The sequence below is a fragment of the Lapillicoccus jejuensis genome (assembly GCF_006715055.1).
Taxonomy (GTDB): domain Bacteria; phylum Actinomycetota; class Actinomycetes; order Actinomycetales; family Dermatophilaceae; genus Lapillicoccus; species Lapillicoccus jejuensis.
Genome location: NZ_VFMN01000001.1, coordinates 3,625,451 through 3,637,240, shown reverse-complemented (window position 1 = coordinate 3,637,240; position 11,790 = coordinate 3,625,451). Strand labels below are relative to the sequence as shown.

Annotated in this window: 11 protein-coding genes and 1 pseudogene; 6 read left to right on the top strand and 6 right to left on the bottom strand. The window is 77.4% G+C overall.

What is annotated here, in order from left to right:
• The first annotated feature begins 10 nt into the window (after positions 1 to 10).
• Positions 11 to 874, top strand: a complete 864-nt coding sequence (locus FB458_RS16825) for an IclR family transcriptional regulator (RefSeq protein WP_141849516.1) — start codon at positions 11 to 13, stop codon at positions 872 to 874.
• Here the strand turns inward: FB458_RS16825 and FB458_RS21660 are convergent.
• Positions 844 to 1,231, bottom strand: a pseudogene (locus FB458_RS21660) (aldehyde dehydrogenase family protein); the annotation flags it as partial. The gene FB458_RS16825 and the pseudogene FB458_RS21660 overlap by 31 nt on opposite strands.
• Before the next feature lie 58 nt (positions 1,232 to 1,289).
• Here FB458_RS21660 and FB458_RS22100 point away from each other — a divergent pair.
• On the top strand, positions 1,290 to 1,421 hold the full coding sequence (locus FB458_RS22100; RefSeq protein WP_281286132.1) for a hypothetical protein: 132 nt from the start codon (positions 1,290 to 1,292) through the stop codon (positions 1,419 to 1,421).
• A 334-nt stretch (positions 1,422 to 1,755) separates the two neighbouring features.
• On the opposite strand, the gene FB458_RS16815 is transcribed toward FB458_RS22100, so the two are convergent.
• Entirely contained in the window at positions 1,756 to 2,217 is a 462-nt protein-coding gene (locus FB458_RS16815) for a DUF2000 domain-containing protein (protein ID WP_246061305.1), read from the bottom strand.
• Between the two features lie 48 nt (positions 2,218 to 2,265).
• Between FB458_RS16815 and FB458_RS16810 the strand changes: the two genes are divergently transcribed.
• Positions 2,266 to 3,111, top strand: a complete 846-nt coding sequence (locus FB458_RS16810) for a helix-turn-helix transcriptional regulator (protein WP_141849515.1) — start codon at positions 2,266 to 2,268, stop codon at positions 3,109 to 3,111.
• On the opposite strand, the gene FB458_RS16805 is transcribed toward FB458_RS16810, so the two are convergent.
• Entirely contained in the window at positions 3,078 to 5,558 is a 2,481-nt protein-coding gene (locus FB458_RS16805; RefSeq protein WP_141849514.1) for an FUSC family protein, read from the bottom strand. The genes FB458_RS16810 and FB458_RS16805 overlap by 34 nt on opposite strands.
• 113 nt (positions 5,559 to 5,671) lie before the next feature.
• Here FB458_RS16805 and FB458_RS16800 point away from each other — a divergent pair, with 113 nt between their 5' ends.
• A complete protein-coding gene (locus FB458_RS16800; protein ID WP_141849513.1) occupies positions 5,672 to 6,901 on the top strand; it encodes an N-acetylglucosamine-6-phosphate deacetylase in 1,230 nt (409 codons plus the stop codon).
• Between the two features lie 6 nt (positions 6,902 to 6,907).
• Here the strand turns inward: FB458_RS16800 and FB458_RS16795 are convergent, their stop codons facing one another.
• From FB458_RS16795 to FB458_RS16785, 3 genes are read right to left on the bottom strand one after another with little or no spacing between them, the layout of a single operon-like run.
• Positions 6,908 to 7,900: a 1-phosphofructokinase family hexose kinase gene (locus tag FB458_RS16795; RefSeq protein ID WP_246061303.1), complete on the bottom strand. Its 993-nt coding sequence runs from the start codon at positions 7,898 to 7,900 to the stop codon at positions 6,908 to 6,910.
• 59 nt (positions 7,901 to 7,959) lie between these two features.
• The gene (locus FB458_RS16790; RefSeq protein WP_211356078.1) at positions 7,960 to 8,904 is read right to left on the bottom strand and encodes an ROK family protein; all 945 of its coding nucleotides are present in this window, start codon (positions 8,902 to 8,904) and stop codon (positions 7,960 to 7,962) included.
• Positions 8,905 to 8,927: 23 nt separating this feature from the next.
• Complete coding sequence (locus tag FB458_RS16785; RefSeq protein WP_141849511.1) at positions 8,928 to 9,845, bottom strand: SIS domain-containing protein; 918 nt, start codon at positions 9,843 to 9,845, stop codon at positions 8,928 to 8,930.
• 77 nt (positions 9,846 to 9,922) lie between these two features.
• Between FB458_RS16785 and FB458_RS16780 the strand changes: the two genes are divergently transcribed.
• Together FB458_RS16780 and FB458_RS16775 are read left to right on the top strand one after the other, a co-directional pair.
• A complete protein-coding gene (locus FB458_RS16780) occupies positions 9,923 to 10,717 on the top strand; it encodes a DeoR/GlpR family DNA-binding transcription regulator (protein ID WP_141849510.1) in 795 nt (264 codons plus the stop codon).
• Positions 10,718 to 10,726: 9 nt separating this feature from the next.
• Positions 10,727 to 11,770, top strand: a complete 1,044-nt coding sequence (locus FB458_RS16775; protein WP_141849509.1) for a formylglycine-generating enzyme family protein — start codon at positions 10,727 to 10,729, stop codon at positions 11,768 to 11,770.
• Positions 11,771 to 11,790 lie beyond the last annotated feature (20 nt).

The following is an 11,790-nucleotide window of genomic DNA, read 5'->3' as shown; positions in this document are numbered from 1 at the left end:
TACTTTCCGCATGGCGGAGGAGCCCGGACGTCGCCGCAGCGGCGTGCAGAGCCTGGGTCGCGCCTTCGACGTGCTCGAGCGGCTCGCCGACGCGGGTGGTACGGCGAGCCTGACCCGGCTCGCGGCCGACTCCGGTCTGCCGCTGCCGACGATCCACCGGCTGGTGCGCACGCTCGTCGACCTCGGGTACGTGCGCCAGGAGCGCAGCCGGGAGTACAGCCTGGGGCCGCGGCTCGTGCGGCTCGGCGAGGCCAGCGCCCGCGCGCTGCGGTCCGGCGCGCAGCCGCTGCTCGTCGGGCTCGCCGACGCCCTCGGCGAGTCGGCCAACCTCGCCGTCCTCGACGGCGACGAGGTCGCCTACGTGGCGCACGCGCCGTCGCGGCGGTCGATGCGGATGTTCACCGAGGTGGGGCGGCGGGTCCTGCCGCACTGCACCGCCGTCGGCAAGGCGATGCTCGCCGACGAGGACGAGCAGCGCGTGCGGGCCCTGCTGGCGCGGACCGGGATGCCGGCCGCGACGGAGCGGACGGCCACCGACCCGGACGCGTTCGTCGCCGAGCTGGCCCGGGTGCGCGAGCGCGGTTGGGCGCTCGACGACGGCGAGCAGGAGCCCGGCGTGCGGTGCGTCGCCGTCACCGTCCCCGGGGCGAGCACCCCGCTGGCCATGTCGGTGTCCGGGCCCACCGACCGGATGGGCCCGGACACCGTCGAGCGCGTCGTCCCCCTGCTCCAGGACGCGGCGGACCGGCTGGCGCGCGCGCTCGACCCGGGCCAGGAGTCGGCCCGGCAGACGGCTCGGCAGACGGCTCAGGAGACGGCTCAGGAGACGGCTCAGGAGACGGCTCAGAAGAACCCGAGCGGCTCCGGCGAGTAGCTGGCGAGCAGGTTCTTCGTCTGCTGGTAGTGCTCGAGCATCATCTTGTGGTTCTCGCGGCCGATGCCGGACTGCTTGCAGCCGCCGAACGCGGCGTCGCGCCGGGTACTGGTGGTAGCAGTTGGTCCACACCCGTCCGGCCTGGATGCCGCGGCCCATCCGGTAGGCGCGGGCGCCGTCGCGCCTCCACACGCCGGCGCCGAGGCCGTAGAGGGTGTCGTCGGCGATCGACAGCGCCTCGGCCTCGTCGGCGAACCGGGTCACCGACACGACCGGGCCGAAGATCTCCTCCTGAAAGATCCGCATCGAGTTGCGGCCCTCGAACACCGTCGGCGTGACGTAGTAGCCCTCGGCGACGCACGACCAGTCGCGCACCGAGCGCCGGAAGTGCTCCGCGCCGCGCACGCTCGTGGCGGTGTCGGTGGCCAGGGCGGTGCCGGGCGCGTTGGTGCCGGCGACGCGCTCGTCCCAGGTGAAGCCCTCGACGAAGCCGATCCGCTCGGCGCGCCGCAGCGTCGCCGGGGTGCCGCACACCCACAGCAGCTGACCCATCGTGTCGGACACGGCCATGACGGCGTCGCACTCCCGGGCGGCGCGGCCGAGGACGTCGTCGAGCAGGGGGAAGACGGCGGCGAGCGGGTGCGCCTCGCGCTGGTCGCGCACCCCGGCGGTGTCGAGGGTGATGAGCGCGTCGGCCTCGGGCTGCACACCGGCGGCGGCCGACCGCAGCCAGGAGTCGGCGACGCTGGGCCGCACCGCCGCGCCGGCGCTCCCCGCCTCCATCCCGGCAGCGTGCCGGGTCCCGGACGCCGTCGGCCGGATGGTTGGTCCCTGGTCCCGGCCGGTGGTCGGCTGCTGCGCCGGACGGTGGTCGCGGACCGTCAGCGGTGCAGCGCGAGGCCCTTGGTCACCTTGTCGACGGCGTTGCGCGGACCGCGCAGCGCGAGCCCGACGAGGTCGAGGTCGTCGCGGCGCACCGCCGCCACGGCCGCGCGGTTGTCGCGGTCGTTGCCGGTGGAGAAGAGCTCGCGGGTGTAGACCGCCATCGCGAACCCACGGGCCAGGCCCGCCGCGTGCACCTGCCGCAGCCGCGCGCCGTCCGCCTCGAAGAGCAGGATCGGCTGGCCGACCATCGGCAGGTACGACGTCCCGTCCGCGTCGGCGTAGGGCTCGCCGATGAGCGTGGGGTCGGCGGCCGCCACGGCGGACACGGTGAAGGCCGTGACGTTGAGCGACTGCCACGGGGCGAGGTCGGTGGCGAGGACGACGGCGATCTTCGTCGGGAAGCGGACGGGAGCGGCGTCGGCGACGTCGTCGGGGACCAGGTCGGTGAGGTCGGGCACGCCCCGATCCTGCGGCGCCCGCGGCGGCGGGTCTTGTACGTTCCTGACATGTCGCGGGACGTCGTCCGGGCGTGGCGGCCGGCCGCGGTGCCCGGCGTCACCGAGGTGCTGCACGCCCGGTTCGTGCGGCACGCCTACCCGGCGCACACCCACGCGGCGTGGACGCTGCTGCTCGTCGACACGGGCGGGGTGCTCTACGACCTCGAGCGCGCGCACCACGACGCCGACCGCCGGGCCGTCACCCTCCTCCCGCCGGGGGTGCCGCACGACGGGCGGGCGGCGACCGGCGACGGGTTCCGCAAGCGGGTGGTCTACCTCGAGGACGGGTGGCTGCCGCGGGCGGCGCTGGGGGTCGCCGTACGCCGCCCCGCCCTCGCCGACCGCGGGCTGGTCACCGCGGTCGACGCGCTGCACGCGGCGCTGGGCGCCGGCGACGACCTCGAGGCGGAGACCCGGCTCGCCCTCGTGCGCGACCGGGTCGTCGCGCTGGTGCCGTCCTCGGCGGGCGGGGCCGACGACGGCCCGAGGGCCCGCCCGGGGCGCCCGGGGCGCCCGGGCGGCCCCGACCGGCGGACGGTGGCGGTCGCGCGCGAGCGGCTCGACGCCGGGATCCGCGCGGCGCCGACGCTGACCGACCTCGCGGCCGAGCTCGACGTCGCGGCGACGTCGCTCGTCCGGGCGTTCGCGCGGGAGGTGGGCGTGGCGCCGCACCGCTACCTCGTCGGCCGGCGCGTCGACGCCGCCCGGCGGCTCCTCCTCGAGGGTGTGCCGCCGGCGCAGGTCGCGGCCGAGACCGGGTTCCACGACCAATCCCACCTCACCCGGCACTTCCGGCGGGTGCTCGGGGTGACGCCGGGCGCCTACGCGCGCTCGGCGACGGTGCGCCCGGGCTGAGGGTCGGGCGCCCGACCGCCGGACGTCGCGGCGGTCGAGCCGGACCGGACCGGGTCGGTCCGGGGGACGAGGAGCGCGAGGGTGTCGGCGAGCCGCCGCACGAGCGGGCGCAGCCGCTCCGTGGCCTCGTCCGGTGGGGCCGCGTCGAGCAGCGCGCCGACCCGGGCCAGCACCTGTCCGTCGTGCTCCCCGCGGGGCGGACCCGTGACGAGGGTGGGCAGCGCGGCGAGACGGCGCGCCTCGTCGGCGACGAGGCGGCAGGCCTCGGCGAGCTCGACGTGGCCGGGCTCGACCGGCAGGGGCGTCGCCTCGACCCGTGCGGCCAGGGTGCGGGCGACGGCGTCGGCCGAGCCGAGGACGGAGATCCGCCGGCGCAGCTGCTCCCGACCGGCCCCGAAGACCCGGCCCCGGGTGAGCGCGCGGTGGGTGCGCACCACCTGGCGGGCGTCCGCGCCGGCCTGGACGACGAGGGCGATGAGGTCGGGGTGGTCGGCCCGCCCGGCGAGCCGGTCGGCGCAGGCGTCGAGCGTGGCGCCGAGGCTGGTGAGGAAGGACTGCCGCGCGACCTTGAGGGTGGCCCGCGACCCGGACGGCAGGACGACGAGCGAGACCCCGATGCCGACGACGGCGCCGACGGCGGTCTCGGCCAGCCGCAGCAGGAGCAGCTGGTCGCTGAAGGTGTGCAGCAGCGCGTAGAGCTGGCCGAGCATCAGGGTGATGAAGAAGGTCAGCGCGGTGTTGCTCAGCGTCTGGAGGTAGAAGGCGAGGAAGACGCAGACGAGGAGCAGCCCGAAGCTCAGGGTGCTGCTGCCCGAGCTGAGCGCGGCGAGGCCGACGGCGGCGACCAGGCCGGCGAGCGTGCCGACGATGCGCCCGATGCTCTTGCGGATCGTCTCGCTCGTGGTCGCCGTGCCGGTGAAGGCGATGAAGGAGGCGATGACGGCCCAGTAGTAGCGCTGGGGGGAGATCAGCTCGCCCAGGACGATGGACAGTCCCGCGGCCACGGCCGCCTGCACCGCCTGCCGCGTCGTCAGCCGCCACCGCGACGGCGACCACCGGCTGACGCCCTCGCTCTCGTGCGTCCGCTCGGCCAGCGGTGCCGTCCCAGGAAGGTTTCCCGAGAAGAGGGTGACCACGGGCTCGAACTCCGGCTCCGCCGTGCCGGGGCGGGTGCGCCCGGCCGGCCGCGGGGCCTCGTGCCGTCCCCGGTAGCGACCGCGGCCCCGGGTCCGGGTGGTGTCGTGGTCGTCGCCGCCTTCGCCGCCGTCGCGGTCGTCGGCCCCGCGCGGCGCGTCGCCGCCGTCGTCCGCGTCCTCCGCGTCGTCCGCGTCGTCGAGCACCTCGTCGCTCGCGTCCCCCCGCAGCGCCGGGTGGTCCCACTGGTCGACGGTCTCGAGCAGCAGCACCGAGGCCGCACCGACCCGCCGGGCCGCGGCGACGCCGCCGTACGTCGTCGTCCGCAGCCGCTGGGCGAGCCCGAGGGCGCGACGGCCCTCCTCCCACCCGAGCGACGCGAGCACCTCGCGGACCTCGCGCAGCACCGGCTCCGGGGGTGGCTCGCCCTCGCCCCGCGCCCGCGCCAGCTCGAGGACGGCGCCGCACAGCTCGTCCATGCCGATCTCGACGTCGACGACCCAGCGGCGCACGAACCCGGCGCTCAACCCGGCCGGCAGCGCGTGCGGGCGGCTCAGCTGGCCGTCGAGGAGCAGCGAGACCTCGGACAGGCCGATGAGCTGGCCGCGCATGGCCCGCACCGCGCCGAGGTCGTCCGGGTCGTCGAGGACCTCGATGGCGGCCGACACGGCGGCCCGCGCGCGGGCGCGCAGCGCGGTCACCGTCGCCCGCAGCTCCCCCGCCGGGTCGATGTGCAGCACCGTCGCCATGAGCAGCGCCACCCACGCCGTCGCGACGAGCACCGAGATCCCCATGAGGGGCAGCGCGGCGACCGGCGGGTCGAGGAAGAGGCTGAAGAAGAAGGCCTGCCACCCGACGAAGCCGAGGGCGAACCACCGCGGACCGAAGCGCCGCATCCACACGGCGACGAAGGACACGATGGTGAAGGCGACCAGGCCGACGACGTGGACCTGCGCGGTGACGACGCCGACCGTGGCGCCGACGGCCGCCGCGACGGCGCCGAGGGCGATGGTGACGCCGGCGACCCGCCGGTCGTTCTCGCGCACCGACGTCGCGAGAGTCATGGCGATCACCGCGCCGAGCATGATCGCCAGCAGCGCGCTGCGCGACGGCGCGCCGATGACCCGGACGACGAGCGCCTCCACGGCGGCGGTCGTCCCGACGGCGACGACGGCCCCGATCCCGCGCCGCAGGTGGGCCAGCCCGGGGTCGCTGGCCACGACGCGGTCGCGCAGGTCGCGGACCTCGACCGCGAGCCGTCCGCGGCCGGACACGAGCAGGTCCCGCGATCGGGTGCGGACCGGGGTGCTCACGTCACGTCACTGTAGGTCCCGGCCGGACCGGCGTCACGCGCGCCCGTCCGGTCCGGCGGTCCCGCGCGCCCGTCCGGCGCGGCCCGCCCGCCCGGGGTCGGCATGATGGGCGCGTGAGCAGCGACGCGACGAGCAGACCGACCGACGACCGCCGTACGGCCCTCACCGGACGGGTGGTCGCCCCCGAGGGGGTGGTCGCCGACGGCGTCGTCGTCGTCGAGGGCGAGCGGGTGCTGTGGGCCGGCGCGGCCCGCGACCTGCCCGCCGACCTCGCCGGCGGGGCCACCCCGGACGGCTGGGCGCCGGGGCGCACCCTGCTCCCCGGGCTCGTCGACACCCACTGCCACGGCGGCGCGGGGGGCGAGTTCGGTCCCGACCCCGAGGGCGTACGACGCGCCGCCCGCCACCACCGCAGGGCCGGTTCGACGACCCTGCTGGCCAGCCTCGTCTCCGCGCCGCGGCAGGTGCTCCTCGACGGGATGGCCGCCTGCGCGCCGCTCGTGGCCGACGGCGAGCTCGCCGGCGTCCACCTCGAGGGGCCGTTCCTCTCGACCGCCCGGCGAGGGGCCCAGAACCCGGCGGCGCTCGTCGACCCGGACCCCTCGCTCGTCGAGGCCCTGGTCGGCGCCGCGCGCGACGGCGGGGCCGAGGGGGCCTTCCGGCAGATGACCTGGGCCCCGGAGCTGCCCGGCGGGGACGTCCTGCCGCGCGTCCTCGCCGAGCTCGGCGTCGTGCCGGCGCTCGGGCACACCGACAGCGACGTCGACACCGCCGTGGCCGCGCTGCGGACGGCGCGGGAGGTGGCGCCGTACGGCGGTCGTCCGCTCGTCACCCACGTCTTCAACGGGATGGCGCCGATGCACCACCGCACCCCGGGACCGGTCGCGGCGTGCCTCGGGCGGGCGGCGGCGGGCGACGCGGTGCTCGAGGTCATCGGTGACGGCGTGCACCTGGCGGCGGGCACGGTGCGGATGCTGTTCGAGGTCGTCGGGCCGCACGGGCTGCACCTCGTCACCGACGCGATGGCCGCGAGCGGGATGCCGGAGGGCGACTACACCCTCGGCGGGCAGGACGTCGTCGTCGCCGACGGCACCGCACGGCTCGCCGCGGACGGATCGATCGCCGGTGGGGTCGCGACCCTGCTCGACGTCCTGCGGTTCGCCGTGCAGCAGGCGGGGGTGCCGCTGGTGGACGCGGTGACCGCGGCGTCGGCGACCCCGGCCGCGAGCCTGGGGCTGGACGGGGTCGGCCGCCTCGGGCCGGGGATGGCCGCGGACGTCCTCGTCGTCGACGACGACCTGCAGCGGGTCGCGGTGATGTCGCACGGCGAGTGGGTGGCCTGACCCCCCTCAGGCACCGTCGAGCACGACCTGGCCGCGCAGCCGGGCCACGTCGGCCGGGTCGACCTCGCCGGCGACCGGGCGCAGGACCGCGGCGGCGGACCGGGCGACGGCGTCGGCGGCGACGTCGGCCCACGGCGCGCCCGCGCGCAGCCCGGCCGCGAGGGCCGCGACCGCGGCGTCGCCCGCGCCCGTCGGGTGGCCGGTGAGCGGCTGCGGCAGCCGGGCGGTGAGCGGAGGGCCGTCGACGGGGTGCAGCGTGAGCCCGGCACCCCCGGAGGACACGACGACGGTCCGGGCCCCGAGCCGGCGGAGCAGGGCGACGCCCGCCCCCTCGGCGACGCTCTCGTCCGTGGCCTCCTCGGCGCCCTGCTCGTCGCTCGAGCCGGTGCGCGCGACGGCGAGCAGCTCGGCGAGCTCGGGCCGGTTGGGCTTGACGACGTCGGGGCCGGGGGCGCCGGCGTCGTGGAGCCCCTCGAGGGTGCGCAGGAGCGACCTCCCGCCGGTGTCGAGGACCGTCGCCGCGCCGAGCTGCGCGGCCACGTCCAGCAGCCGGGCGACGACCGCCTCGTCGAGACCGGGCGGGAGCGACCCGGAGACGACGACGACCGCCGGCCGCGCGTCGCGCAGCACCGCGGCGAGCTCGTCGAGGGCCCGGGCGGCGTCGGACGGGCCCACGACGGGACCGGGCTCGTTGAGCGCCGTCGCGTCGCCCGTCCCGCCGGCGCCCTCGACGACGGTGAGCGTGCGCCGGGTCTCCCCCGGCACGTCGACGAACCGGTGCGGCACACCCCGGGCATCGAGGTCGGCCCGGACCCGGCGGCCGGCCTCCCCCGCCAGCAGGCCCGTGGCGAGGACGGGGACCCCGCTCCCGTGCAGGACCGCGGCGACGTTGACGCCCTTGCCCCCGGCCCGCTCGAGCACCTCCTCGACCCGGTGGCTCGTGCCCGCGCGGAGCCGCGCCACCCGGTAGGTCACGTCGAGCGCCGCGTTGAGGGTCACCGTGACGACGGGACCCGTGACGACGGGACCCGTGACCCGGCCCCGTGTCCCCGGCCCGCTCACCCGACGGCGACCGCGGACCGCGCGGCGTCCCAGGCCAGGCACGCGGCCCCGAGGCAGCCGGCGCGGTCGCCGAGCGCGGCGTGCACGACCCGCGGCGGTCGCTGGAAGGTGCGCCGGGCGTCGATCTCGCGGCGCAGCGGCGCGAGCAGCGTCTCGCCGCTCTGGGCGAGGCCGCCGCCGACGAGGACCAGGTCGACGCCGGTGATGGTCACCGTCGCCAGCACCGCCCGGGCGAGGGCCGAGACCGCCACGGACCAGACCGCGACGGCGTCCGGCTCCCCCGCCTCGACGCGGGCGGCCACCTCGCGGGCCTCCGCGGGACGACCGGTGCGCTCGCGGTACGCCCGCGACACGGCCGAGGCCGAGGCGAGCACCTCGAGGCAGCCGGTCGCCCCGCAGGGGCACGGGGGGCCGTCGGGGTCGACGGGGACGTGACCGAGCTCGCCGGCCCAGCCGCCCCCGGTGAGGACGTGGCCGTCGACCATGAGGGCGCCGGCGATGCCGGTGCCGAGCGGGACGAAGAGCGCGTGCCGGGCGCCCCGCGCGGCCCCGAGCCGGGTCTCGGCGACGAGACCCGCCCGCACGTCGTGGCCGACGACCGTGGGCAGCCCGGTCGCCACGCCGACGAGGTCGCCGATGGGCAGGTCGCGCCAGCCGAGGTTGACCGAGAGCAGCCCCACGCCGGCGCGCTCGTCGACGAGACCGGGGACGACGACGCCGCACCCCACGGCCTCGACCGCCCGACCCGCCGCGGTCGCCCCGACGAGCAGCCGGTCCACGACGGCCGAGACGTGGGCGCCGAGGTCGTGGGCGACGTCGGGCGGCGTCGGCACGCTGACGCGGGTCACCTCGAGCAGCCCCTCGTCGACGAGCGCCGCCTTGGTCAGCGTGCCGCCGATGTCGACCGCGGCGACGACCCGCACCGATGGCACGGACGGCACGGAGGACGCGGAGGGCGCCGGGGTCACGAGGACGCCAGGACGACCGACCGGGTCAGGTGCCGCGGCCGGTCGGGGTCGAGACCACGCCGCCGGGCGAGGGCCAGGCACAGCCGGTGCACCCGGACCAGCTCGGCGAGCGGGTCGACGTCGCGGTGCTCGAGCCGCCCCCCGGTGGCGGCGACCTGCTCGGCCAGCCCGTCCGGGACCCCGCCCAGCGCCCAGGTCACCCGTCCGGGTCCGGCGATAGCGATCGGCCCGTGGCGGTACTCCATCGCCGGGTACGACTCGGCCCACGACTGGGTGGACTCGCGCAGCTTGAGCGCGGCCTCCTCGGCCAGCCCCACGGTCCAGCCGCGGCCGACGAAGGTCGTCTGCTCGGCGTCGAGCAGGTGCCCGACCGCGCTCTCCTCGGGCTCGTCGAGGACGGCCTGCGCGTCGGCGGCCGCGGCCGCTCCGTCCTCGCCGGTGGACGCGCGCAGGAGCGCGAGGGCCGAGGTGGCGAAGCGGGTCTGCACGACCGACTCCTCGTCGGCCTCGGTCAGCAGGACGGTCCGGTCGGCCTCGAGGGCGATCGGCGTGCCCGCGGTGGCGACGACCGCGGTGGTCGGCACCCCCCGGTCGCGCAGGACGCGCAGGGCGTCGAGGACCTCGGTGGTCGTGCCCGACCGGGAGAGCAGGACGACGTGGTCCCAGGGGCGCCCCAGCGGGGCCTCGCTGGCGGCGTACGCGTCGGTCTCCCCCAGACCGGCGCCCTCGCGCAGGGCGGCGTACGCCCGCGCCATGAACAGCGAGGTGCCGCAGCCGAGGACGGCGACCCGCGCGCCGGGCGCGGGAAGGTCCGGCGCGACCTCGGGCAGCCGGGCCACCACCGCGGGCCACAGGCCCGGCTGGCTGGCGACCTCCGCCGCGAGGAAGGCGCCCGGCGTCGTCGTACCAGCCATGCTGCTCCTGACGTTTAATGATCGATCAAGGGGTTTTTCGAGCATCAACCTATCATCGCCTCGCGTATGATCGCCGCATGACGACGGGTGAACGCGACCGGGCCCCCCGCTGGAGCACCCTGCTCGCGCTGCTCGCCGAGCGCGGGCGGCTCGGCGTCGGCGAGGCGGCGCAGGCCCTCGAGGTCTCGCCCGCGACCGTCCGCCGCGACTTCAACGACCTCGCGGCCCAGCAGCTCGTGACCCGGACCCACGGGGGCGTGGTCGCCACCGCCGTCGCCTACGACCTGCCGACCCGCTACAAGAGCGACCCCGACTCGCCGAGGACGCGGGTCGCCGCGGCGGCCGCGGACCGGCTGCCGCTCGGCGGGGTCGTCGGGTTCAACGGCGGGACGACGACGACCGCGACCGTGCGGCACCTGCTCTCCCGCCCCGGCGTCGCCGACGGGTCCGCCGGGACGACGACGGTGGTGACCAACGCCCTCAACATCGCCACCGAGCTCGTGCTGCGACCCGGCGTGCGCTGCGTGAGCCTCGGCGGCGTGGCCCGCGCGGAGTCCTACGAGCTGACCGGGTCGGTCGCCGTCGAGGTGATGGAGCAGCTGTGGGTCGACGACCTCGTGCTCGGCGTCGGAGGCGTCGACGCCCGGTCGGGGGCGACCTGCCGGCACGACGACGAGGCCGGGGTCAACGCGGCCATGGTCCGCCGGGCCGCGCGGGTGCACGTCGTCGCGACCGGCGACAAGGTCGGCCGCACCGTCTTCGCGCGGATCTGCGCGGTCGACGCGGTGACGACCCTCGTCACGGACGACACCGCTCCGGCCGGCGCCCTCGACGCCCTGCGGGACAGGGGCGTCGAGGTCGTGCTCGCCTAGAGTGCGCCGATGACGTCCGGCTGCTGCACCCCCGGCCGCGACCCGGGCGAGCACGCCTCCCCCGCCCGTACGACGCCCGGCCCGCGCACCACCCGCCTGCCCGGCCCCGGGACCGGGCGACTCTCGACACCGGCCGCGCTCACCGCCGCGCTGGACCGCGGTGACGTCGCCCCCGGCGCACCGCCCGACGACCTGGTGACCGTCCCTGCCGGGTCGTTCCGGATGGGCACCGACGACCCGGTGGCCTTCGCCGCCGACGGTGAGGGGCCGGCGCGGACGGTGACGACGTCGGCGTACCGCATCGGGGCCACCGCGGTGAGCGTCGAGAGGTTCGCGGCGTTCGTCGCGGCCACCGGCTACGTCACCGAGGCCGAGGTCTTCGGCTGGTCCTTCGTCTTCGCGGGGCTGCTGGCGCCCTCGGCGCGCGCGGACGTCCTCGACGGCGGCGTGCCCGGCGCCCCGTGGTGGCGCCGGGTCCGCGGGGCCTGCTGGTCGGCGCCCGAGGGACCCGGCTCGCACGTCGGGGAGCGCGCCGACCACCCGGTCGTCCACGTCTCCTGGCACGACGCGACCGCCTACGCGGCCTGGGTGGGGGGCCGGCTGCCCACCGAGGCCGAGTGGGAGCGCGCGGCCCGGGGCGGGCTCGAGGGCGCGACGTACCCCTGGGGGGAGGAGCTCGAGCCCGGCGGTCGGCACCGGATGAACGTCTGGCAGGGTGTGTTCCCGGGACACGACACCGGAGCCGACGGGTACGTCGGGACGGCCCCGGTGACGGCGTACGAGCCGAACGGGCTCGGGCTGTGGAACACCTCCGGCAACACCTGGGAGTGGACGGCCGACTGGTTCTCGCCCCGCTGGCACCGGCCCGAGCGGCCGGCCACCCGGCAGGACCCGCGCGGGCCGTCGGTCGGCCCCGGCCGGGTCGTGCGCGGCGGGTCCTACCTGTGCCACGCGTCGTACTGCCACCGCTACCGCGTCTCGGCGCGCACGTCGAGCACCCCCGAGTCCTCGTTGGGGCACACCGGGTTCCGGGTCGCGGTCGACGCGTCGTAAGAGGGTCACGGGGGTCACGG